We start from the raw sequence: 23,456 nt of genomic DNA, 5'->3' as shown, positions 1-23,456 counted from the left end.
GTGAGCGCACCCGCCGGCGCGCTCGATGAGGACACCACTCCCGCGGTCGCCGTGCTCATGGAGCCGTCACTGAGCCGGCAGTTCTTCGGCAGGCAGGCGTGGCGATCGGTGGCACCGCTGGCGCAGGTGTGGCACCCGGGAGCGACAGCGGGCCTGACCGCAGCCGGGCCGGGGCAGCGCGAGCGCACCGAGGTGGTGGTGACCGGCTGGGGCAGCCCGCCCCTGACGGCGGAGGAGCTCGATCTGCTGCCTCACCTCCGGTACGTCGTGCACACGGGCGGCAGCATCCGCAAGATCGAGAGCCCGGCACTCTGGGAGCGCGGGATCCGGGTCTCCTCCCAGGCGGAGAACAACGCGGTCGCGGTGGCCGAGTACACCCTGGCGATGGTCATTCTCAGCCTCAAGTCCGTGCAGCGGGCCACGCAGCTGTACCAGCGCACGCGCCGTCGGGTGGACGTCTACCGCGAGTTCGCCGGCGAGGGGGTCTACGGCCGCACCGTCGGGCTGCTCGGGGCCTCCCGGGTGGGCCGGGTGACGGCTCGCCTGCTACAGACCCTGGACGTGCAGGTGCTGATCTCGGACCCCTACCTCAGCACCGCGGATGCCACCGCCCTGGGGGCGGAACTGGTGAGTCTGGAGGACCTGGCCCGCCGCAGCGATGTGCTCTCCCTGCATGTGCCGGCGCTGCCGAGCACACACCACCTGGTGGATGCTCACACCCTGGCGCTGCTGCGGGATGGCGCGACCGTGATCAACACCGCGCGTGGATCCGTGCTCGACACCGAGGCGCTGGCTGCCGAACTTCGCCGGGGCCGGCTGCGCGCCGTGCTCGACGTGACCGAGCCGCTCGTCCCTGCGCCCGAGAGCGAGCTGTGGGGTGCGCCGGATCTCTGGCTGACCCCGCACGTGGCCGGTGCCTACGGGGCCGACCTGCGCCGTCTGGGCGATTCGGCCGCCCAGGAGGTCGGTCGGGCGCTGCGAGGCGAGCACCTGCACTTCGAGGTCGACCCGCACTCCCTCTCGGTCTCGGCCTGACCAGTGCTGGATTCATGCCCTCCCGGCCATAGAGCCTGGCCATTCACCGATCTCAAGGAGGAGACGTGCGCCGTCGCACCGCCCTGAAGACCCTGGCCGCCATTCCCGCGGCTGCCCTGATCACCGGCACCTTCAGCAGCCTTCCGGCAGCTGCCGCCCCACTGGACTACCCGGCACTGCGTGCTCGCTGGGCGGACATCCTGACCGGCCGGGCCACCCTGGACACCAGCGATCCGCGCTACCAGGATCCCATCGATGCCATCGAGAGCGCGGCGGCGGCGGCCCTCGCGCTGATCGACACCTCGCCCACCCGTACCCAGGTGTTCACCGATGCGCCGCTCGATGACAACGCGGGCGTGCTCAGCACCTACCGGCGGATCCAGTCCCTGGCGCTCGCCTGGGCCACGCCGGGAACGAGCCAGTACGAGGACTCCGATGTGCTCGACGACATCCTCGAGGGGCTCCGCACGGGCTTCACCCACGGCTACAACCCCTTCACCCCCGAGTACGGCAACTGGTGGACCTGGGAGATCGGGGTCCCGCGCGCCCTGGGCAACACCCTCGTGCTCGTGTACGCCGAGCTCACGCCGCAGGACATCGCCGATCAGTGCGCGGCGATCGACTACTACGTCCCCGATCCGTGGTTCGTCCTCCCCGCCGGCTCGGGCCGTAAGCCCTCCACCGGCGCCAACCGGGTTGATCTGTGCTCGGCGGTGATCGTGCGCGCGCTGCTGGACGCCGAGACGGCCAAGCTCGAGCACGCACGTGCTGGGCTGGTGGATGCCTGGCAGATCGTCGCCAGTGGCGACGGCTTCCACGCCGACGGCTCCTACCTGCAACACACCACGGTCCCCTACACCGGCTCCTACGGGGTGGTCCTGGTGCTGCGGCTGGCGCAGATGTTCGCGCTGATCGAGCCTGAGACGGGCGGACCCGAAGAGGACTTCTACGCCTTGGTGGAGGCGAGCATCCTGCCGGTCGTCTACCGCGGACAGGTCCTGGACTCGGTCCGCGGCCGCGCCGTCAGCCGCGCCGCCTCCCGCAGCCGGACGATCGCCGCGGACGTGCTGGAAGCCCTGGTGCTCCTCAGCGGCGCCGTGCCGGCGGCCACGGCCGACGCCTGGCTCGGCCGGGCTCGCACCTGGCTGCCGGTGCTGGACGGCGCCGTGCCACTGCAGACCGTGCCCCGCGTCTCGGCGATTCGTGCGCTCGAGGCCCACAGCGCGCCACCCCTGCCCGAGCCGGACGGGGTGTCACTCTTCGGGGGGATGGATCGGGCCGTCGTGCGCCGCCCGGGCTGGGCCGTGGCGATCTCCGGATCGAGCCGGCGTATCGCCTGGTACGAGTGCGGCAACGGTGAGAACGAGCGCGGGTTCCACACCGGGTCGGGGATGACGTCCCTCTACACCGAGGACACCGCCCACTTCGACGACGGGTACTGGCCCACCGTCGATCCGTACCGGCTGCCGGGCACCACCGCCGACCAGACTCCCCTGCCCGACGGCGTCGGCGGCCAATGGGGCGCCGGACTGCCCGACGGTGAGTGGACCGGCGGTGCCGTGGCCTGGCCCGGCGGTGACCGCGCCGCGCTCGCCTTCGGCCAGGATCTGCGGGGCCCCGGCGGCACAGGCCTGCGCGCTCGCAAGGCCTGGTTCGCCGTCGGCGGCATGATCGTGGCTCTCGGGGCCGACATCCGATCCGGCAGCGGCAACCTGGTGGAGACCGTCGTCGAGAACCGGAACCTGCACTACTGGGGTGAGAACGTGCTCGAGGTGGACGGTGCCGAGCCGATCCCCGGTGATACCTCGGCCACCATCCACTCCCCCTCCTGGGCGCACCTGGAGGACGTCGGCGGATACCTGTTCGGCCCCGGCACCGTCCTGAAGATGCTCCGCGAACAGCGCTCGGGATCCTGGTCGCAGATCAATGCCGGCGGCTCCACGGGGACCATCCTGCGCCGCTTCGTCACGATGTGGATCTGGCACGGCGCGCACCCGCCGGGGCGCGCCTACGAGTACGCGCTGTTGCCCGGCGCCACCTCGGCCGAGACTGCCGCGGCGGCAGCCGCCCCTGGCTACCAGGTGCTCGCCAACACCGCCGATCACCAAGGGGTCGCCTTCGGCGGTTCGACCCGGGCGGTGATCGCCTGGGCGAGCGGGACGGTGGGTGAGGTGAGCCTGGACGGGCCGGGCGCCGTCGTGGTGGATGATCACGACGGCGAACGGGTGGTGGGCGTGGGAGCGCACGGCACCGGCGGGTCCTCCCTCGTGGTGACGATGCCCGCCGGCCCCTACCTCGCGGTCACGGATTCCGACGGCGCCGACGTCACCCTGGCCGCCGGGGTGCTGCGGATCGAGGTTCCCCGCGTCTCACCCGTGCGCCAGCACCACATCGTGCTCGAGACGTGAGTGCACGGGGCCCGAGACTCGCCTATTCCACGCTGGGCTGCCCCGGGGACTCCCTGGAGCGGGTGATCACTCGGTGTCGCGCGTTCGGGATCACCGGGCTGGAGCTGCGATGCGGGCCGGGTGAGATCGTCGATCCGGCGGCCGGTCTGGAGCGATCTCGGCACATCGGATCGATCCTGCGCGAGGAAGGCCTCACCATCCTGGCACTGTGCACGCGGGTGCGCGTCTGCGCCAAGGGCGACGTGCCCGGGGAGGCACTGCCGCTGTTCGAGCACACCCGGGCGGTGGGCGCGACCGGGATGCGAGTGTTCCCGGGCGGCGATGCGGACGTCGACTCCTCAGACGCGCGCGGATCGCGCACTCTCGCGGCAATCGCGACCGAGGCGACTCGCCGTGGCTGCCGCGTGCTGCTCGAGACGCACGATTCGCACCCCCGTGGCGCGGATGTCGCCCGGATCATCGACCGGATACCGGCGCCGGACCGCGACGAGGTCGGCGTGATCTGGGACGTGCTGCACCCGTGGCGCGCCGGGGAGGAGCCCGCCGACACCGCAGCCGCACTCGGCGGGCTCCTCGACTACGTCCAGATCAAGGACTGGTCCTCGTCGGCCGGGCTGTGCCTCCCCGGCGAGGGGGAGGTGCCCCTGCGGGAGATCCGTTCCGCGCTGGGGCCGGCCGCGGACGACGTGTGGTTCTCCCTGGAGTGGGAGAAGGCATGGGAGCCCGACCTGCCCGAGCTGGACCTGGCGCTGGAGCGTGCCAGAAGCTGGCTCGCATGAGCCGGTGATCCCGGTGCTGGCCATCTTCGCCATCGCGCAGCGCCCGTTCATCGACGGGCTCGCGCAGACAGGGCTGACGGGGTAGCCGACGCAGTTCCGGCCGGACGGGTCCCGCGCCGTCACCGGCCCTCCCAGTTCACCACCACCTTGCGCACGGTCCGCACCAGCACATTCAGCGCGATACCCAGGGCGGAGAGGATGATCAGCAGCGCGAACACCGCCGCGGTCTCCATCCGGCCCTGCGCCTGCAGGATGAGCACGCCGAGGCCCTCCTGAGCGCCGACGAACTCGGCCACGATCGCTCCGATCATCGAGTTGGCGACAGCGAGTTCGAGACCGCTGAAGATCTGCGGCAGCGCCGCAGGGATCATCAGCCGCATCCGCAGCTGCAGCGGCGAGGCCCCGTTCACGCGGAAGAGGTCGATCTGGTCCTTGTCCACGCTGCGCAGCCCGTGGATGGTGTTGACCAGCACCGGGAAGAACGCCAGCAGCACCACGACCACCACCTTCGAGGGCAGGCCGAAGCCGAACCAGATCACGAACAGCGGTGCAACGGCGACCTTCGGGATGGACTCGATCGCCACGATGTAGGGAAAGACCACCCCGTACACGCGCGGCAGCTGGGCCAGGGTGACTGCCAGCGCCAGGCCGAGCGCCACACCGATACCGAGCCCGAGGAGCACCTCGGTCATCGTGGCGCCGGCGTTGCTGAGGTAACGCGGGAACGCTTCGGGGTCGAACAGCGCGTTCAGCACGTCGCTGAGGACCGGTACGACGTAGCTGGGTGTGCCGAGCGCCGTCGGGAGGAACTGCCAGGCGAGCAGCACCACGGCCAGTACCGAGAGGGTGCCGATCAGCTGCCCGCTGCGCCCACTCCCGCGGGCATTGCGCATCGAGGTGAGGGTGCTCATGCGGCTGCCTCCTTCTCGAAGTGGCGCCGGATGGTGGAGCACAGCGCCCCGAACTCGGGGGTGCCGAGCAACTCGAGGGTGCGTTCCGGGCCGAACGGCACCTCCACCTGGTCCACGATCCGCCCCGGCCGGGGGCTCATCACGATCACCCGTTGGGCGAGGAACACTGCCTCGGGGATGGAGTGGGTGATGAGCACGACGGTCTTGTGGGTCTCTCGCCAGATGCGGTTGACCTCGACGTTGAGCAGATCGCGGGTCATCGCATCCAACGCCCCGAACGGTTCGTCCATCAACAACATGGACGGTTCGTGCACGAGCGCCCGGCAGATCGCGGCCCGCTGCTGCATGCCGCCGGAGAGCTCGTGCGGGCGTTTGCTGGCGAAGTCGGTCAGGCCCACCATCTCCAGCAGCTCATCGGCCGCCGCGCGGTCTGCCTTGCTCGGCCGGCGCTGCAGCGAGACCGGCAGCAGCACGTTCGAGCGCACGTCCTGCCAGGGCAACAGCGTGGCCTTCTGGAAGACCATCCCGACGTCGGCTGCCCCGCTGCCCAGTTCCCGCCCGCCGAGGGTTCCCACCCCGGAGGTGTGCTGCTCGAGTCCGGCGAGGATCTTCAGCAACGTGGTCTTGCCGCAGCCGGAGGGCCCCACGATCGCGACGAACTCGCCGTCGTCGATGCGCAGGTCCACATCGGTCAGGGCAGTCACGTCCCCAGTACGTGTCGGGTAGACCTTGCCGAGCTGTTCGAGCTCGACGATGGGTGAGATCGTCATAGCGAGACTCCGTAGACGTCGCAGAGGTTCTGGTGCAGGACCCGCTCGGCGAGCCAGCCGGCCTGCCGGCGGGTCCAGAGCCCGTCGCTTACTCCGGACTCGAGCACGCCGTCGAGGGCGGTGCGCGCCCGGCGGGTGGAAGACACGTGCATCTCGGGCGAGCCGGTGTCCGTGCCATACATCACGCGGTTGGCGGGGAGCAGTTCCAACCACTCCTCCAGCACCCGGGTGACGGTGTGGTGCTGCAGGTACGGCATCCAGGAGAAGTCCAGGTGCACGTTGCCGTGCATCTGGGCCAGCGCCGTCAGGTTGGAGGAGTAGGGGAAGCCGCCGTGGATGAGGATGATCTGCAGCCGGTTCAAGGCCGGGTCGCCGATGAGTTCCTCCAGCAGCAGCGGGTTCGCGGTGCTGATCCGCAGACCGGGTTCGGTGTGCCCGAACCCGGTGTGGATCTGCACCGGCATCCCCTCGGCTGCCGCCCACTCCAGGATCCAGAAGGCGAGGTGGTCGGCGAGCACCTTGTGCGAGGTGGCGTCGATTCCCGACGGCGCAGGGATCGTTCCGTACTCCCGCTCGCCGGCCGTGGCGCCGGCCAGGTCCGCCCACGCCGTCAGGGCCTCAGCTCGGTCCACGCGCTGGAACTGCAGCGTGCGTACGTAGGCGGAGGCGATCTTCAGGCCGATGAATCCCTCTGCCCGGCGGCGCCGGACGGAATCCAGCACGAACTCCTCGTACGCCTCCAGCGTGGCCGGCACGTCGGTGCCGGCGAGCTCCAGCTGACGCTCGAGCACCCGGGCGAAGATCCGCCGGAAGCGTGGAGCGTCGGTACCCCGGCCGGTCCAGGTGGGGTGCCCGAACGGGAACAGGTAGGGGTCGATGCGGGCGATCGGCTTGTACCGGGCGTGCGGCCAGGCCATCGGGTCGATCTCGGGAATGTCGGTGAGGACGGCGGCGGTGTCGGAGAGCAGCAGCGCGCGGTCGTACAGGCCCGGGAAGTCCTCGATGCGGGACTGCTTCGAGACGGCGATGGTCTCCTCGCGGCTCAGGCGGCCGTACAGCGCCTCGCAGCCTTCCCGGAGCGCGGCGGCATGCACGGTGGTGGACTGCCACCGCAGGCTCTGTTCGATGAGGGCGGGGATGCCGAGCCGCTGGCCGAGCTCGGCTGCCTCGGCGGGACGATCGGACTCCACCAGGGCCATGTAGGCCTGGTAGTCGGCGTGGTCGATGTGCCCCTCCACGTGGCCCATCGCGTTCTCGATCTCGTAGGAGTCGATCCCGGAGATGCGCTGGCCGGGGCGGACGTAGCCGGCGTGGGAGTGGTGGTCGATGGCGGGCACGCCCGCGGTGTAGGTCAGCTCGCTCACGGGGTCCACTCCTGTGCCTCGGCGATCACGGCGTCGCCGTCGAAGTCGTTGTAGTCGGCCACCAGCGTGTTGGGTACGTGGGCAGCGGCGTCGATCTCGGTGTCGATGATGGCGGACTCGAGCGCGAAGTCGGCCCAGGACTGGATGGCCTCATCGGAGTAGGCACCCCAGGTGCCGTTGGCTTGCGGGTCTCCGGCCACGAGGAGTTCGATCCGGCGTTCGAGGGCCACGAGGTCGGTGGCGAGCTGTTCGTCCTCGCTGACTCCGGCCAGTCGGGTCTGCGGGTAGTCGGCGTACATGATCTGTAGCGCTGCCTCAGGGTTGGTGGCGGTGAACAGGGTGGCGCGGGCCACGGCACGGCCGAAGCCGGCCACAGCCTCGGCACTGTCCTCCAGGTACTCCGGGGAGGTGAAGTAGGTGGTGGAGAACAAGGACGCCACCTCCGGTGTGGTGAAGTAGCGCAACTCGGTGCCGTTCTCCTCGAAGGCGGCGTACTCGGTGTCCCACAGTGAGAGCGCCTGCACCTGATCGGTCTCGAGCGCCTGCAGGGCTGCGGCACCCACACCGACGGCCACGTTGCTGAAGTCCTCGTCCTCGACGAAGCCGATGGAGTTCAGGATGCCGTTGGACAGCTGCAGGTTGGAGCTACCGAGACTGGACTGGCCGATGGCGGCGCCCTGAAGGTCCTCGAGACTTTCGATGCCGGAGTCGGCGAGCACAGCGATGGAACCGGTCTGCTCGCGGATGTAGTTGTACACCAGCTGGACGTCTTCGCCGTCGGCGACGGTCTGCCACAACGGCTCAGCCGGGGTGGAGCCGATCTCCAGGGAGCCGGTGTTGACGCCCTGCACGATGGAGACCGAGTCGGTGGTGTGCACGATCTCCACCTCCAGACCTTCGTCGGCGAAGTAGCCCATGTGCTCGGCTACGGCCATGGGTGAGTTGTTGGCGCCCATCTGGGTCGGAATGCCGAAGCGCAGTGGGGTCAGTTCCTCGCTGGTCTCGCTCGAGGCTCCGGAGGAGCAGGCGGCGAGCGTGGCCGCTAGTGCAGCCGAGGCGAGTACGGCCAGAGGTGTACGGGACATGGCGGGATCCTTTCGGGTGTGCGGAAGCAGACCCAAGGGGCGCTTGCGCGTGGGTCGGGGTGCGGCGTCGGGCCGCGGTGACGGACGGCGAGGCTGCGGGAGGGGTGAGGGACGCCGTCGGGAGATGGGACGCCTGGACTCAGGAGCCCGGCTGGTCCTTCCAAGCCGGTACGGAGGGTGGGGTGACCACCCAGACCGCTTCGGCATCGTCGGGACCGGGATTTCGGACGTGGTGGGGGGTGGACGTGCGGAACTCGACGCTGTCGCCGGCCTGAAGCACGTGGCTCTCGCCGCCGATGGTGATACGCAGGATCCCTCGGGTCACGAGGCAGATCTCCTGGGAGTCACCGTGGGTGTAATGCTCGTTGCCGGTGCCCTGGCCGGGGGCGTACTCGGAGACAAGCACTTCGACATTGCCGATGGGGGGTTGGGTGATGCCGTAGTGGGCGACGTCCCCGTCGGAGAACAGGCGGGGGCGTTCAGACCGGCGCAGCACGCGTCCGTGCTCGGGTGCCGGTTGGAACAGCTCCAGCCAGGTGATGCCGAAAGCCGCCGCAATGGCGCGTACCACCGCGATGCTGGCGTTCTTGTGCCCGTTCTCGATCTGGCTGATGTAGCCCGGGCTGACGCCGGCACGGCTAGCCAGGTCACGCATGGACAGTCCGGTGGTGGCACGCAGCTCGCGGATCCGCTCACCGAGTGCTTCGTTGTCGGGCTGTTCCATCTCGTGCTCCTCGCCAGTAATCACGGTGATTACTTTTGGTGAACACACCGTATACAGGGTGTCAAGGCTGATGGGTTTCCCGGGTGTTACCGGTGCGTAACGAGTGCATCCAGGCGCCGTCGAATCCGGGATGGGCAGGGGCCTCGCTCCGAGAGCGGACGAAAGTGACGGTCATACTGCCATCCAGGGCTCTCAGGCGGCCTGGTTGGCACTATTCCCGTCAGTTTCATCCGCGATCACGAACGACGTGCGGCGATCAGCGACCGCAGCGATCAATGCGGCGCCACGGCCACTCGGCCCGGAGCCAGGAGTGCACCGCATCGGCCAACGGCCCGTCGAGGTACGCCTCGCTGGCCCGTACCCAGGACTGGACGGTGACGTCGTACTCCGGATCGCTCGTCGGGTAGAGGTAGACGCAGCCGATCACGGTGCCGTCGGGATCGAGCACGGTGAAGGTGAATCCCCGCTGCGCGGCGAAGTCCGCAGCGTGCCGGGTCAGGTCCGCGAGGTTATCGTCGGGCGACATGCCAGCCACGGGCGGCCATGAACCATCGGGATAGCCGGGTGTGGTGCGGATGTGCTCGATACTCGACGTCCACGCTGCGAGGTCGGCCTCGTTGTGCTGCGGCCCGAGCGGTTCGAGCCGGAAGCGGTCGGTGACCAGTGTGGTGGGCGGGATGAAATCTGCGGGGACGAATCCGGCAGTGGACATGTAGTGACGGTACCCCTGGGTAGGCGTGTTCCCGTGGTCGGTTGCCACCCTCACTCGCAGACGATCCCTGGATCGGCCGCTGCGGATGGGACGGCACCGAAAGGCGCTCGTCGGCGCGGACGCCGTCGTCAGGAAACGGAGCTGCCCAGGGTCACGTCCATCTCGCCGGCGTCGTCAGTGACCACAGAGGCGGTGTCACCGATCGCCACCTCCCCTGGGATCCAGACGATCCACCATCCGTCCATCACGGTCGCCTCGACGAAACTCCCATCAGCGGTGTGAACAGTCAGGGCTTCCACCGCTGAACCGACCGTTCCCACGGCCAAGGTGACCGGGTCGCTGGTGATCGGGGGCGTGTATGTGTTGGCCTCGAGCAGCAGCGCACCGTCCTCATCGTCTGGCCAGGTCACGGTGCCTGAGCCGGGGACAGATCCCATCGCCACCGGGTAGTACCCCGGGTCCGACTCGTCATCAGGCAGCGTGAGACACACCTGGTAGGCGTCACTTTCGCCGAGCGAGAGCATCATCCGGTACGGCCCTCGCTCTTCAGCCAGCAACGGAGTCACCGGGATCATCTCCACGTCCGGACCCGGGCCAGGAATCTCCGGCGGGCAGATCTGAGCCATCACGCCGATGTCCGTCGAAGCGACCCCGGTCGGCGTGGATGTCCAGCCGGCATACGCCGGCGCACTGTCATAGTTGCTCACCGTGAGCGCCCCCACGGCAACCAGTGCGGCCGCTGCGGCACCGGCGAGGATGCGGCGGGTGGCCACTGGTGGCTGATACGGGGTGAGGCGACGTGCTTCCTCACGTGATGTCGCGCCGTCCGCGATGCGGGTGTTCACCCGCTGCAGCAGGGCGCGGGAATCTGCCTCGGTCACGTCCGGTTCCGGAGGTTTCAGCGCCCCTACGCCGCGTAGCAGTGTCGACTTCTCACTCATCTCAACCCCCTCGGCACCTCGCCCGGAACATCGCTGGGCAGGGCGCCACGCACGTCCTCGTCACGATGTCACCTCACCCACTTCCGCGGGGGCAGCGGATGAAGGCCAGCAACTTACGGCGAGTCTCTCAGTCGAGCCTCAAACCGTCCCTCCGGGCCGGCCTTCATCCACCTCCTCCCCGTCCCTACACCTATACATGTCCGGCACCCCTGGGGTGATTACATGCAAGTGTGAGAAATTTCTGACGGAGCTGGTGCTGGGTGCGGTGCCTCGGCCTGTCAGCCGCCGAGTGCCTGGGCTACACCGGGGATGCGGGACCGGTACTCCTCCAGCAGTTGGCGTGCGATCACCGAGGAATCGACCAGAGGGTGGCCGGCGAAGGCGCGCCACGCCAGTTCCGGCGAGTGCTCGCGCGAGGCTCGCAGCACGAGTTGTTCGCTCGCCTTGACCTGGACCATCAGTCCGAGCATGTCGCCCTCGACGGCGGCAACACGCTGCGGGTGGATCCCGTCGGTGTCCACAGTGCACGGCACCTCCACCACGGCGTCCTCCGGAAGCTCCGGTACAAGCCGGGCACCGGTGAGCGAGTTGTTTCCGACGTTGAGGATCATGGTCGCGCCTGGGCCGCCGGTCAGCGCTGTCATCAGATCCAGGGCGACCTGTTGGTACCCGCCGTTCTCGACATCGTCGGTATCGCGGCCATGGAGATCGGCCACGTCTCGTGACTCCCCCATGTAGCTGGCTTCGCGATCATGCAGGGTGCGACTCCACGACTCGAGGCCGGGATCAGCGCTGTAGAACTCGCCCTGCTTCGCCGCCAGGTACTGCCCGCGCGTCTGCTCGGCGGCCTGGATCCGAGCGATCGCCTCCCGGGTGCGGTAGTAGTAGAAGAGGTACTCGTTCGGCAGTGCTCCCAGCGATTGCACCCAGTCCACGCCGAGGATGCGCGCCTCTTCGATCCGAGCCAGCCGGTGCTCATCGCCGATGATCTGCGGCAGGACGTCACGTCCGCCGACCGACAGACTCCGCAACCACCCCAGGTGATTGAGACCGACATAGTCGAACGTGACCTCCTCCGGGCGATGACCAGCCACCCGGGTCGCCCGGCGCATGAGGCCGATGGGTGTGTCACAGATGCCTGTCACCCGGGCGCCGAGAATCTCCCGCATGGCCTCGGTCACCAAACCGGCAGGGTTGGTGAAGTTGATCACCCACGCCTGAGGGGCGAGATCACGGACGGTGCGGGCGAGCTCGCGGGCGTGCGGAAGCGTCCGCAGTGCGTAGGCCAGCCCTCCGGGTCCGATCGTCTCCTGACCGAGCACGCCGAGATCGAGCGCCACTCGCTCGTCGATCGTCCTGCCCTCGATGCCTCCGACCCGCATCGCGGAGAAGACGAAGTCGGCTCCGCGCACCGCCTCGGTCAGGTCCACGGTGGAGGTCACGTGCACTGGGTGCTGCATGGTCTCAGCAAGGCCGGAGATCACTCGCCGGATGGCATCGATCCGCGTGGGATCGACATCGAAGAGGCAGAGTTCGTCGATCCGCAAGTGCGCCGCCGGGTCAGAGACCGCTTGGAAGATCTGCGGCACCCGGAATCCACCGCCGCCGATGATGGTGAGCTTCATCCGATCAACACCTCACTGCCCGCCCGCCGTAGCGCATCCAGGGCCTCGTTCGAATCGTGCCGACTTGTCACCACGGTGCCGATGCTCTCCGGGCCGCACACAGCAAGCAGCCCCGTGCCTGGGAACTTGTCGTCGGCCACGACGAGCACGCTCCTCTCCGCTGCTCGCAGAATTGCTCTCTTGACCGGTACCTCGATTCCGGTGGAATCGAGAAGGCTGCCGTCACTACGAACACCACTGGCGCCGAGGAATGCGATGTCGGCGGTGATCTGACTCAACGCCGACTCGGTCAGCGCGCCGACCAGCGACAGGTAGGACGGCCGGAACACACCACCGAGAACGATCAACTCAGTCTCGGGAGAGTCCCGCAAGGCATCGATCACGGCGAGCGATGCCGTGATCACGGTGACCCTGCGACCGCGCAGATGACGAGCGACCTGCGCGACCGTGGTGCCGATGTCGCAGATGATGACGTCCCCGTCATGTACGAGCTCGGCCGCCCGTTGGCCCAGACGGTCCTTCTCCTTGGCATGGGTGGGCGCGATCTGGTGAAAGGGTGCCGGGTCCGGGTCAATCGATCCCCCTCCACGCACCCGCTGCAGCAGGCCCTCTCTGCCCAGATCGTTCAGATCTCGGCGGATCGTGGAGAGGCTGACACCGAACTGATCAGCGAGATCTTGCACGGAGACCTCACCGGACGTTTGGAGCGCAGCAATGATCGACGCGCGTCGGGTGGTTCGCAACATGGGAGGAAGTATACGCATACGCGAGCAGTATCAGTCAGTTGCGTGCAATAGCGAGCACTGCTAGCGTGCACGATCAGTCGTTCTAGGTACCTGATCAGGAGCAACGCAGCCGTGACCTCACCCTCCAATGACCGTCCGCCTCACGTCGCCGTCCTCGGCGATGTGTTCGTCGACCTGGTGCTCGCAGGTCTGGCCGGACCACCCGTCGCAGGTCGAGAGGTCTACGCGCAGGACAGCACGCTGGCCCCTGGCGGCAGCGCCAATCACGCCGTGGCGCTGGCGCGACTGGGGGTGCGTACGCACCTGGTGAGCACCGTCGGCGACGACGACCTCGGCCTGATCATTCAGCGTCAGCTCCGCAGTGCGGGGGTCGTGCTCGAGGATGCCCGCCACTGCGAGCGTTCGCACGTCACGGTCAGCCTTTCCTCCACCGACGACAGGGCACTGGCCACCTACCTCGCCCCCGAGCAGGGCCCGGTCGAACCCGGGCCGCACGCCCCGTTGCCAGACGGTGTGGTGCTCTATCTCTCGAGCACGGCTACCGACGGCGCATGGTGGCGTACTGCGTCCGCGCAGGGATCACGGGTGTACGCCGACATCGGTTGGGACCCGAGCAGTGAGTGGGCGGTCGAGTCACTGGAGCCACTGGCCCACTGCCACGCGTTTCTACCCAACGAGCAGGAAGCGCGCGCGTACACCCGTACCGACACTCCCCAGGCAGCCGCGGCCGCACTCGCTCGGCACGTCCCCGTGGTGGTTCTCACCTGCGGGAGCGACGGCGCTCTCGCCATCGACCAGCGCACCGGTGAGGAGGCGAACGTTCCCGCCTTGGCAGTCGAGGTGCGCGATCCCACCGGGGCCGGCGACGTATTCGTCGGCGGCTTCGTCACCGCCGATCTGCTCGATCTTCCTCTCACCGACCGACTCGCGTTCGCCACGCTCACGGCCGGGCTGGCCGTACGTCGCCTGGGTGGCTCGCTCGCCGCGCCTACCGTCCACGACCTCACGCAGTGGTGGCAGCACCGACGAGCCGCACGCGGACCCGAGGAGCGCGCGCTGCAACAGCGCTATGAGTTCCTGGAGGACCTCCTCCCCCGGCTCGCCGCAGACGCTCCCGCCACAACTAGCACCGACGAGGTGCCGGCATGACCCGCCGTCGGAGCCAGAGCAACCTTCCGGCCTACGGCGGGATGAGCGCGTTCGCCGGCGACATCCACAACCACTGCGCCATCAGTTACGGTCACGGATCCATCGAGGACGCCTACGCCAACGCGCGCATGCAACTGGACTTCGCCTCAGTGACCGGACATGCCAGCTGGCACGACATGCCCGAAGAACCGGCACACGTGGCCGACTACCACCGCAAGGGGTTCGCCCGGCTGGAAGAGCAATGGGAGCACGTTCAGGACGTCACTGACGGCGCGCATGTCGACGGCGAGTTCGTCTCCTTCCTCTCGTTCGAGTGGCACTCGATGACCTACGGCGATCACTGCGTCTACTACCGAGGCGGGCGTGGGCCGCTCGCTCCGGCGCGAGCGAAATCGTTGGAGGAACTGCGTGGCGAGTTGCGCGCCGTGCAGGCCGCTGGCTTACCGGCGATGGTGCTTCCGCACCACATCGGCTACCTGGCTGGGCGCCGAGGGGTCAACTGGGACACCTACTCCGCCGAGCTGTCCCCCGTGGCCGAGATGATCTCCATGCACGGCAGCGGCGAACAGGACGACTCCCCGCGCCCGTACCTGCACACCATGGGGCCGCGCGATGCCGGGAGCACCGCAATCGCCGGCCTCGGCCGCGGTCACCGATTCGGCTTCATCGGCTCCACCGATCATCACAGCGCCCATCCAGGCAGCCACGGCCACGGCCTCGCCATGGTGTGGGCACCCGAGCTCACGCGCGACTCGCTCTGGGAAGCGATCCAGGCTCGCCGCACCTATGCGATCACGGGCGATCGCATCATGCTTGCCACCAGCGTCGACGGGGCGCCGATGGGAAGCGAGATCACCGGCGTCGGCCCCCGAGAGATCGCCGTGCAGGTGCACGGCGGCGCAGCACTGGAGACGGTCCAGGTTCTCCGCAACGGTGAGGTGATCGCGGAGAACCGCCCGGGACCAACGAGCCTCTCGCACACCTTCGACGGAATCCTCTCGATCGCCTTCGGGTGGGGCGAGGTGGGCGCCTTCGTCGACTGGGACGTCGAGGTAAGCCTGAGCGGAGGCGAGATCCACGCCGTCGAACCACGGCTGCGCGGCTACGACACACTGGCCGATCAGGCGGGCGAGACCGACCGGTACGCCTTCTCCTCGTGGCAGCAGACGTCACGCTCGAGCGCCACACTGCGCACCCGCACCTACGGCAACCCCACCGTGAGCACGGACGCCACCCAGCAACTTGCCCTGCACGTCGAGGCAGACCCCAATGCGGTGCTGACCGTGACCGCCAACGGCCGCACGCTGCAGCGCACCGTCGCCGAACTCCTGACGGGTCCCGCGGTCTCCTACATCGGCGGCTTCCTCAGCGGCGCATTCGTGATGCACCGCGCAGTGCCCTACGAGGCTGCGTCCCTGACCTGGGAGCTGGCCGACGCAGGCTCCGGCGACCAGACCGACATCTACTACGTCCGAGTACGCCAGGTGAACGACCAGCACGCCTGGAGCTCACCCACGTGGGTCACCAACTCACGTACCTGACCCCTTCGCCCCCCATCCCCCGCACGATCACTCCGGAAGGTGCAATGATGCAGAAGAAGACCTGGATTGCCGCGACCGCAGCATCCGCGATGGCTGTCGGCCTCGCCGCCTGTACGCCGAGCGGCGGTGACTCTGCCGAGAGCGGGGAGATCACCTGGGCGATCGGGGGCGCGCGCTCCCAGCCGGGCGCGGCGCACGACCAGATCGCCGACCTGTGGAACGAGGCGAACCCGGATACCCCGGTCACGGTCGAGGCACTGCCCGAATCGGCCGACGAGGCACGCGAGCAGCAGGCGCTGGTGCTCCAGGCCGGAGGTAGCGAGTTCGACGTCCTGGGCCTGGATGTGGTCTGGACCGGCGAGTACGTCGAGAACGACTGGATCGTGGAGCTGGACGACCTGCGTGGGGAACTGGACGCCGCCGTCCTTCCCGGACCGATGGAATCCTCCTCCTGGAGCGGCAGCCTGTGGGCAGTCCCGCTCAACACCAACACCGGCGTGCTCTACTACCGCACCGATCTGGTCGAGGAGGCGCCCTCGGACTGGGAAGCGCTGTGCCAGGCTGCGTCCGAACTCGACGACTCGATGAGCGGATACATCGGTCAGGGCGCTCGCTACGAGGGATTCACGGTGAACTGGCTCGAGTTGTACTGGAGCGCCGGTGGCGAGCTCTACAACGAGGACCAGAGCGAGGTGCTCTTCGACGTCGACACCGCCACGGAGGTGACGTCGTTCGTGGCCGAAGCCACGCAGAACGGATGCTTCGCTCCCGGCTTCAACACCGCGATGGAAGAGGAGTCGCGCATCGCTTACCAGTCCGGCGACGTGGCGTTCATGCGGAACTGGCCAGGGCCGTACAGCCTGATCGCCGAGGACACCGAGAGCCCGGCCCACGAGGCCACCGCAGTTGCACCACTGCCCGGCTTCGACGGCAATCCCGGTGTCGCAGCCATCGGTGGCTTCAACAACGCGATCAGCGCGTTCTCCGAGAACCAGGAGGTCGCCAAGGACTTCGTGGTGTGGGCCGCAACCGATCCCGAGGTCCAGCAGATCCTGGCGGAGAACTCGACGCTGCCGGTGCTCAGCTCCGCCTATGAGAACAGCGACGATCCGCTGATCACCCAGCTCGGCGAGGTGCTGCAGACCGCGCAACCGCGGCCGTCCGTCCCTGCGTGGAACGAGATCAGCCTGGAGATCCAGAGCACGATCTTCCCCGCGGTCAACGGCGAGATGGACCCGCGGGCCGCCGCCGAGCAGCTTGCCGAGTTCCTCGAAGGCACGGTTGCCGAGTAACTCGGCCAGTCAATCGGGAAGGGCACCACTGAGATGAGTACGACCATCCGCACCCAACCTCCGCCACGTCTGCGACGGCTCCCGGGCCACGGGCTCACCGATGTCGCCCTGGCTCGACTGTTCATCGCCCCCTCGGTGCTCGTGATGGCAGCGGTGGTGCTCTTCCCGATCGGCTTCGCGCTGGTCACGAGCCTGCGCTCGTACACGCGGCGCCAGGTCGACGGGTTCGCCGGGCTCGCGAACTACGCCACCGTTCTGAGCGATCCCGCCTTCTGGGCGGCGATGCGTTTCACCGGGCTCTTCACGGTCACGTCCGTGGCGCTGGAGTTCGTGATCGGGCTGGCGTTCGCCCTGCTCATGAATCATGCCCGGCGTGGCCGCGGCATGACGAGAGCAGTCATCCTCGTGCCGTGGGTCATCCCGACGGTCGTCGCAGGGCAGATGTGGGCGTTCATGTTCAACATCAACCCTGGTTTCATCAACAGCCTGCTCGGGCTGGACGACTTCAACTGGCTAGGCTCGGCCGGCTGGGCGACGGTGACGGTGATCGCTGCCGACGTGTGGAAGACGGCCCCCTTCGCGGCCCTGCTGCTGCTCGCCGGCCTGCAGACGATTCCGGCCGAGCTCTACGAGAGCGCGCGGATGGACGGGGCGGGCGCCTGGCAGCGGTTCCGCCACGTGACCCTGCCGCTGCTGCGGCCGGCGATCATGGTCGCGCTCCTGTTCCGCACGGTGGACGCCGTGCGTGTCTATGACCTGCCGCAGGTCATGACGGGCGGCGCTTTCGGCACCGAATCGCTCTCGATGCTCGTACGCCAGTTCATCGTCATCACGCCCGACCCAGGCATCGGAGCTGCACTGTCGACGATCACCTTCGCACTGGTTCTCGGGGTCGGGGTGCTGTTCGTCTCGCAGATCGGACGTTCCATGGTCGAGGGCGGGAGTACCCGATGAGTACGGTGAACGGAACGCGTGTACGCCGCCGCAGCGGTGGCGAATGGCTGCACGATGGGCTCTTGGTGGTCGTGTTCCTGTGGTGCCTGGCACCGTTCGTCTGGCTGATCCTGACCAGCCTGAAGCAGGGTGACGCAGCGCTCAACGATCCCGATCTCCTCCAAGGCCCGTTCGGTCTGGGCAACTACGTCGCGGTCCTCGCCCAGGACTTCGCGCTCAATATGCGCAACTCGTTCGCTGTCGCGTCGATGGCGACGCTCCTGTCGGTCTCGATCGGCGTGATGGCCGCCTATGCGCTCGCCCGGCTCCCGGTGCGGCGCCGGATCGCGCTGATGACGGGCGTTCTGGCGGCGTCACTCTTTCCTCCGGTCGCCCTGGTGCCGCCGCTGTACGAGGCGTGGCGGACGTTCGGCCTGCTCAACACCTATGAGGGCATGTATCTCGCGTACGTGTCGTTCTCGCTTCCGCTGGTCATCTTCATCATGTCCACCTTCTTCGCGGCGATCCCGCGGGAGTTGGAGGAGTCAGCGAAGATCGACGGCGCGTCCGCCCTGCAGGCGTTCGCGCGAGTGATCCTCCCGCTCGCGATCCCGGGGGTCGTCTCGGCGATGATCCTCACGTTCGTGACGGCATGGAACGAGTACCTGCTCGCGAGCACCTTCGCCCCCCGCAACCCGGAGATCGCCCAGACGGTACCGGTCGCCATCGCGACGTTCACCGGCGCCGTCGAGTATCAGCGCCCGATCGGCACCATCACGGCCGCCTCGGTGCTGGTGACCATCCCGATGATCATCCTCGCGTTGCTGCTGCAACGACGTATCGTCGCCGGACTCACTGCGGGCGCAGTGAAGGGGTGACGGGCACCGCCGCTGCCTGGCCGACCCGATCCTCGCCCACGCTTTCCATGCCGGTGTCCATCCCGGACCTGCGGTTCCAGCTCATCGCGTGGTTCACCTGGGCCACCGCGATGCTGAACCACCGGTGGTCCAGCCCGGAGGAGGTGCCCACGGATCTGCCGTTGCCGCAGTGGGGCTGGGAGGGTACGCAGGGCTGGTAGGCGACCTGCGCAGAGCACGACGGCACGCTCGGTGCACCAGGGGGAACTCATCAGTTCTTACCCTCACCCGCGCCGGAAGGTGAGCAGGAACCCGGGCAGGCGCAGCCCCTGCGCGTGGACACGCACCTCGATCTTGCCGACGGCGCAACTCACCCCCATGCGGGGAAGGGAACCCATCCGCGCCTCGCCGTGCGGGTCTCCTCCTCGTCGGCCTCGGCAGAGGCGGCGAGCAGTGCGGCAACCTGCCGGTCAGGGACACTGGTAGTCATGGTGGAGAAGAGCCTCTGGGCACAGAAGGTCGAGCAGGACCCGCAGCACTCGCACTGGTATGTCCAGCGCTTCAAGGACATGGCCGCCGAGGGGGCCGACCTGCACGGCGAGGCGCGGATGATCGATGCGATGCTGCCACGCGCGGCGCGGGTGCTCGATGCCGGTTGTGGACCGGGCCGGCTCGGTGGGGAGCTCGCCCGGCGCGGGCACACCGTGGTCGGGGTGGATGTCGACCCGGTGCTGATCGAGGCCGCGCGAACCGAGTTCGGTGACTGCACCTGGGTGTTGCAGGACCTCGCCGAGTTGGACCTGGCTGAGGCGGGCGTGCGCGAGCCGTTCGACATCGTGGTCGCCGCGGGGAACGTGATGGCTTTCCTCGCTCCCAGCACCAGGCCGGCAGTGGTTGCCAACCTTGCCGGTGCGCTCGCGCCGGAGGGCCGCCTCGTGGTCGGCTTCGGCACGGGCCGCGGCTACGCAGTCGAGGAGTTCTTCGACGACGCCCGCGCAGCTGGGCTGGCCGAATCCGTGCGCCTCTCGACCTGGGACCTACATCCGTGGACGACGCAGGCAGGTTTCCTCGTGGGCATTCTGCAGCGGGCGGCGTCACACTGACGCCGATGTCACGCCTTGACATCGCGCTCACAGCTTCGACACTCCGAACGGATGTCTGACACTGGTAGTACACTTGGAGGCATGCAGACAGTCACCAAGAGAGAACTCAACCAGCACACGGCATCGGTGCTCGCGCAGGTCACCGAGTCCAGTGACCTCGTCGTGACCGAGCGCGGGAAGCCCCGCTGGCGCGTCAGCGCAGTTCTCGAAGGGGACTCAGCACTTGCGCGGCTGGAGCGCGAAGGACGGTACACGCCGCCCTCCCTGGCGCCCGCACCATGGCCGAGGCGGGCCGGCGGACCGGCATACACCGAGACCCAGGCCAGCGCACTGCTGGACGAGATGCGCGGGGACCACTGATCCATGGCCGCATCGCTGGTCTACCTTGATTCCTCGGTGGCGCTGCGCACGATCCTGGATGTCCCCGAACGCCTGCGGCTGCAGACATGGATGCAGAATCCGGCAATGACCGTCCTCTCCTCCCGGCTCCTGCGCACTGAGGTGATTCGCGTCCTGCGGCGCGACAGTCGGCCGCTCGCCGACGGTGCCCCTCTGCTCGATCGCGTCGGGATGCTCGAGATCACTCGGGAGACACACACGGTCGCCGAGTCCATCGAACGGCACGTCAAGGCCCTCGACGCCTTACATCTGGCGACGGCACTGCTGATCGGCGAGCCGGTCACTGTGGCCACGCACGACGCGGCGATGAAGGACGTCGCAGGGCACCTAGGCATGCGCGTGACCGATCCCGTCGAACACCCGAAGTCCTGACGCGGGCTACGAGTCATCGACGTCGATCTCCCAATCTGGCGTTGTGCTGCAGGCCAACCCCCAGCGGGGCGATACGAACGTTTCAGTGCTCACCAGTCGCGAGAAGCCTCACACCTCCACCTGACGGCGGTACTCTCGCGGCGTCATCCCACACGCTCGGGTCACGTGCGCGTAGTAGCTGGACAGCGAGCCGAAACCGGCAGCCTCGGCGATCTCCGTAGAGGACAGCCGCGAGGTCAGCAGCAGCCGCTGCGCCTCCGCCACCCGGCACATGGTCACGTACTCGCCGATCGTCACGCCCACGGCCCGGCGGAACACGGTCATGGCATGCGACGGCGTCAGGTGGACCGAGCGCGCGACGTCGCCCACGCTCACCTCGCCCCGGAACCTGTCGACGACGAACTGCGCCATCCGTAGGGCGTGACCCGCGTCGCCGGCGCGTCCTGGAGCACGGTGACGTGCGCCGTCGGGACCCTCCGCCTCACCGGCCACGGTGGTCTCGGCAGAGTCGGTCGCTGCACCGTCTTCGAAGTGCGCGAAGACCGGCTCCGCACGCAGGATGCGGCGCACCGCGGCCTGGATCTCCAGCAGGGCGATGCCTTCGCTCGCCCGATCCCCGATCTCCTCGAGCCAGGTGGAGACCATGGCCGCGAGGCGCTCCCGCAGCACCGGGTCGTCGGTGACCAGCGGCATTGCCTGCATCAGGCGTCTCATATCCGCCTCAGCCAGGCCCCAGCTGAGCACCGTGGCGAAGGGGACATGCACCCAGCACGTCTCCCCCGCGGCGTCGGACTCCGTGCGGCCGGCGACCAGGCCGTGCGGCTGCGTCGCCCAGAACATCGCGATCTGCCCCTCCCGCAGCACGAGTGGCCGTCCGGCGTAGAGGTAGCGCAGCTCGCCACGCAGGACGATGTTGACTTCGAGGTCGTCGTGGCGGTGCAGCGTCAGCATCGTCGGCGGTTCCCCGCGCCGGCACCACAGCGCCGGCTGCTCGGTGACGACGAGACCGAAGCCGCGCCCCTCGTCCCGGGTTCGCGGCCCGTCCCGGAGATCGTCTGCGCGCACGCTCTGACCCTACGCGCCAATCGTAGGATTCTGGAAGAACAGCCAACTGAGCCACGAGATTCCGAGAATTGCGTTGCCTACGGTGAAGTCATGACCACAACGACGTTCGTCACGAACCCGAAGATCGCCATCATCGGAGCCGGAGGCTTCGTCTTCCCGTTCCGCCTCATCGGCGACATCCTCAGCTTCCCCGCCCTGCGGGAGTCGACCCTGTGCCTGATGGACATCGACCCTGAGCGCTTGAAGCCGGTGGCCGATGCCAGCGAGGAACTGGTGGCCCACCACGGCTTCGGTACCACCGTCCAGCGCACCACCGACCGCCGCGAGGCCCTCGCGGGCGCCGACGTCGTCATCATCACCTTCCAGGTGGGCGGTGTGGCCTCCTACCGGCACGACGTGGAGATCCCCCGCAAGTACGGCATCGACCAGACCGTCGGGGACACCCTCGGCCCGGGTGGAGTGTTCCGGTTCCTGCGCTCGGTCGACGCCTACGACGAGATCGCCGACGACGCCCGCGAGCTCTGCCCGGACGCGACCTTCATCAACTACGCCAACCCGATGGCCATGGCCACGGCGTACCTGAATGCCAAGGGGCTGAACGCCGTCGGGCTCTGCCACAGCGTGCAGGGCACCACGCGTATGCTCGCGCGCACCCTCGGGGTGCCGTACGAGGAGGTCAGCTACCGCTGCGCGGGAATCAACCACCAGTCCTGGATCCTGGAGTTCCGCCACGGTCAGGAGGACCTGTATCCGCGGCTGCACGAGGTGATGGGCGAGCGTCACCAGCGCGGGCGCGGTGCCGCGCAACTAGCCGGGGACGACGGCGATCACAGCGAGGCGGCCGAGGAGGTGAGCTCCTACGAGGGCGGCAACGAGCAGGTCCGCACGGCGATCATGGCCCACTTCGGCAAGTTCCAGACCGAGTCCAGCCACCACGCCTCGGAGTACCTGCCCTACTTCCGCAAGGACGCCGCGACCGTCGAGGAGTACATCCCGCAGCGGTGGGACTACTACGAGATCTGCGGCGCGCACGACGAGCAGGGTGATATCGCCGGGCAGCTGGAGAAGATGAAGGAACAGCTGACGGCGTCGGTGGAGTACGGGGCGATGATCGTCAACTCCCTGGTCACCGGCACCCCGAGCGTCGTCTACGGCAACACCCCCAACCGCGGGGTGCTGATCGAGAACCTGCCCGCCGATGCGTGCGTGGAGGTGCCCTGCCTGGTGGACTCCCGTGGCGTGCAGCCGACGGCGGTCGGCGCGTTGCCACCGCAGCTCGCCGCCCTGAACCGCACCAACATCAACGTCCAGACGTTGGCCGTGGAGGCGGCGCTGCACGGCGATCGCGAGCACATGTTCCACGCCGTGGCGCTCGACCCGCTCACCGGGGCGAAGCTGACGCTGGAGGAGATCCGGGCGATGACCGATGAGTTGGTCGCCGCGCACGGCGACATGCTGCCGGAGCGGTTGCGGGGGGGCGCTGGCTGAGCCAAGCCTGAGTCGTCGACTACGAAAAGATCGTCACATGTGTTGACTACCTATTCGTAGTCGCCTGGCGTGACTACGAATAGATCATCAGATCAGGAAGTCGCCATGGCGATTCGAGGCACTGTCTCCAGCCCGGAGTTCCTGGGCAGGATTCTGC

General features: G+C 68.2%; 23 protein-coding genes. 13 read left to right on the top strand and 10 right to left on the bottom strand.

Annotation, left to right across the window (positions count from 1 at the left end; translation table 11 throughout):
* The 3 genes from FV560_RS05665 to FV560_RS05655 all read left to right on the top strand — a co-directional run bounded on the left by FV560_RS05665 (nucleotide 1) and on the right by FV560_RS05655 (nucleotide 4,222).
* Nucleotides 1-1,035 (top strand): hydroxyacid dehydrogenase, encoded by a 1,035-nt coding sequence (locus FV560_RS05665; protein WP_159620364.1) that lies wholly within the window; start codon nucleotides 1-3, stop codon nucleotides 1,033-1,035.
* Between the two features lie 65 nt (nucleotides 1,036-1,100).
* Nucleotides 1,101-3,443, top strand: coding sequence for a polysaccharide lyase 8 family protein (locus FV560_RS05660; protein WP_159620362.1), 2,343 nt, complete (start codon nucleotides 1,101-1,103; stop codon nucleotides 3,441-3,443).
* Nucleotides 3,440-4,222, top strand: a complete 783-nt coding sequence (locus tag FV560_RS05655; RefSeq protein ID WP_159620360.1) for a sugar phosphate isomerase/epimerase family protein — start codon at nucleotides 3,440-3,442, stop codon at nucleotides 4,220-4,222. Before FV560_RS05660 ends, FV560_RS05655 begins: the two co-directional genes overlap by 4 nt.
* Before the next feature lie 119 nt (nucleotides 4,223-4,341).
* On the opposite strand, the gene FV560_RS05650 is transcribed toward FV560_RS05655, so the two are convergent.
* From FV560_RS05650 to FV560_RS05610, 9 genes are all read right to left on the bottom strand, one after another.
* Complete coding sequence (locus FV560_RS05650; RefSeq protein WP_159620358.1) at nucleotides 4,342-5,133, bottom strand: ABC transporter permease; 792 nt, start codon at nucleotides 5,131-5,133, stop codon at nucleotides 4,342-4,344.
* On the bottom strand, nucleotides 5,130-5,903 hold the full coding sequence (locus FV560_RS05645) for an ABC transporter ATP-binding protein (RefSeq protein ID WP_159620356.1): 774 nt from the start codon (nucleotides 5,901-5,903) through the stop codon (nucleotides 5,130-5,132). Before FV560_RS05645 ends, FV560_RS05650 begins: the two co-directional genes overlap by 4 nt.
* Nucleotides 5,900-7,267, bottom strand: a complete 1,368-nt coding sequence (locus tag FV560_RS05640; RefSeq protein ID WP_159620354.1) for an amidohydrolase family protein — start codon at nucleotides 7,265-7,267, stop codon at nucleotides 5,900-5,902. Before FV560_RS05640 ends, FV560_RS05645 begins: the two co-directional genes overlap by 4 nt.
* Entirely contained in the window at nucleotides 7,264-8,352 is a 1,089-nt protein-coding gene (locus FV560_RS05635; RefSeq protein WP_159620352.1) for an ABC transporter substrate-binding protein, read from the bottom strand. Before FV560_RS05635 ends, FV560_RS05640 begins: the two co-directional genes overlap by 4 nt.
* Before the next feature lie 139 nt (nucleotides 8,353-8,491).
* Nucleotides 8,492-9,076 (bottom strand): helix-turn-helix domain-containing protein, encoded by a 585-nt coding sequence (locus FV560_RS05630; RefSeq protein WP_159620350.1) that lies wholly within the window; start codon nucleotides 9,074-9,076, stop codon nucleotides 8,492-8,494.
* A 256-nt stretch (nucleotides 9,077-9,332) separates the two neighbouring features.
* Nucleotides 9,333-9,788, bottom strand: coding sequence for a GNAT family N-acetyltransferase (locus FV560_RS05625; RefSeq protein ID WP_159620347.1), 456 nt, complete (start codon nucleotides 9,786-9,788; stop codon nucleotides 9,333-9,335).
* A 128-nt stretch (nucleotides 9,789-9,916) separates the two neighbouring features.
* Nucleotides 9,917-10,729 carry a hypothetical protein gene (locus tag FV560_RS05620; protein ID WP_159620345.1) on the bottom strand — a complete coding sequence of 271 codons (813 nt, stop codon included), beginning with the start codon at nucleotides 10,727-10,729 and terminating at the stop codon, nucleotides 9,917-9,919.
* Between the two features lie 278 nt (nucleotides 10,730-11,007).
* The gene (locus FV560_RS05615) at nucleotides 11,008-12,354 is read right to left on the bottom strand and encodes a 6-phospho-beta-glucosidase (protein ID WP_159620343.1); all 1,347 of its coding nucleotides are present in this window, start codon (nucleotides 12,352-12,354) and stop codon (nucleotides 11,008-11,010) included.
* Nucleotides 12,351-13,100 (bottom strand): DeoR/GlpR family DNA-binding transcription regulator, encoded by a 750-nt coding sequence (locus tag FV560_RS05610; RefSeq protein ID WP_159620341.1) that lies wholly within the window; start codon nucleotides 13,098-13,100, stop codon nucleotides 12,351-12,353. The genes FV560_RS05615 and FV560_RS05610 overlap by 4 nt, the downstream gene beginning before the upstream one ends.
* Before the next feature lie 111 nt (nucleotides 13,101-13,211).
* Here FV560_RS05610 and FV560_RS05605 point away from each other — a divergent pair, with 111 nt between their 5' ends.
* The 9 genes from FV560_RS05605 (at nucleotide 13,212) to FV560_RS05565 (ending at nucleotide 20,746) form a co-directional block, all read left to right on the top strand.
* Nucleotides 13,212-14,249, top strand: a complete 1,038-nt coding sequence (locus tag FV560_RS05605; protein WP_159620339.1) for a carbohydrate kinase family protein — start codon at nucleotides 13,212-13,214, stop codon at nucleotides 14,247-14,249.
* A complete protein-coding gene (locus FV560_RS05600) occupies nucleotides 14,246-15,790 on the top strand; it encodes a DUF3604 domain-containing protein (protein ID WP_159620337.1) in 1,545 nt (514 codons plus the stop codon). The genes FV560_RS05605 and FV560_RS05600 overlap by 4 nt, the downstream gene beginning before the upstream one ends.
* A gap of 47 nt (nucleotides 15,791-15,837) precedes the next feature.
* Complete coding sequence (locus FV560_RS05595; RefSeq protein WP_159620335.1) at nucleotides 15,838-17,082, top strand: ABC transporter substrate-binding protein; 1,245 nt, start codon at nucleotides 15,838-15,840, stop codon at nucleotides 17,080-17,082.
* A gap of 33 nt (nucleotides 17,083-17,115) precedes the next feature.
* A complete protein-coding gene (locus tag FV560_RS05590; RefSeq protein WP_200837549.1) occupies nucleotides 17,116-18,036 on the top strand; it encodes a carbohydrate ABC transporter permease in 921 nt (306 codons plus the stop codon).
* Nucleotides 18,033-18,893: a carbohydrate ABC transporter permease gene (locus FV560_RS05585; RefSeq protein WP_159620333.1), complete on the top strand. Its 861-nt coding sequence runs from the start codon at nucleotides 18,033-18,035 to the stop codon at nucleotides 18,891-18,893. Before FV560_RS05590 ends, FV560_RS05585 begins: the two co-directional genes overlap by 4 nt.
* 47 nt (nucleotides 18,894-18,940) lie before the next feature.
* Nucleotides 18,941-19,093 (top strand): hypothetical protein, encoded by a 153-nt coding sequence (locus FV560_RS05580; RefSeq protein ID WP_159620331.1) that lies wholly within the window; start codon nucleotides 18,941-18,943, stop codon nucleotides 19,091-19,093.
* 267 nt (nucleotides 19,094-19,360) lie between these two features.
* Complete coding sequence (locus FV560_RS05575; RefSeq protein WP_159620329.1) at nucleotides 19,361-19,975, top strand: class I SAM-dependent methyltransferase; 615 nt, start codon at nucleotides 19,361-19,363, stop codon at nucleotides 19,973-19,975.
* Nucleotides 19,976-20,056: 81 nt separating this feature from the next.
* On the top strand, nucleotides 20,057-20,335 hold the full coding sequence (locus FV560_RS05570; protein WP_159620327.1) for a type II toxin-antitoxin system Phd/YefM family antitoxin: 279 nt from the start codon (nucleotides 20,057-20,059) through the stop codon (nucleotides 20,333-20,335).
* Between the two features lie 3 nt (nucleotides 20,336-20,338).
* Entirely contained in the window at nucleotides 20,339-20,746 is a 408-nt protein-coding gene (locus FV560_RS05565; protein WP_159620325.1) for a PIN domain-containing protein, read from the top strand.
* A gap of 108 nt (nucleotides 20,747-20,854) precedes the next feature.
* On the opposite strand, the gene FV560_RS05560 is transcribed toward FV560_RS05565, so the two are convergent.
* Entirely contained in the window at nucleotides 20,855-21,811 is a 957-nt protein-coding gene (locus FV560_RS05560) for a helix-turn-helix domain-containing protein (RefSeq protein WP_235019951.1), read from the bottom strand.
* Nucleotides 21,812-21,901: 90 nt separating this feature from the next.
* On the opposite strand from FV560_RS05560, the gene melA reads away from it, so the two are divergent.
* A complete protein-coding gene (gene melA, locus FV560_RS05555) occupies nucleotides 21,902-23,299 on the top strand; it encodes an alpha-galactosidase (RefSeq protein WP_159620323.1) in 1,398 nt (465 codons plus the stop codon).
* Nucleotides 23,300-23,456 lie beyond the last annotated feature (157 nt).

Origin of the sequence: Ruania rhizosphaerae (genome assembly GCF_009805705.1) — a bacterium.
In the GTDB taxonomy this organism is placed as follows: Bacteria; Actinomycetota; Actinomycetes; order Actinomycetales; family Beutenbergiaceae; genus Ruania; species Ruania rhizosphaerae.
The sequence above is the reverse complement of the archived record's forward strand: the minus strand, read 5'-3'. Positions and strand labels throughout refer to the sequence as shown.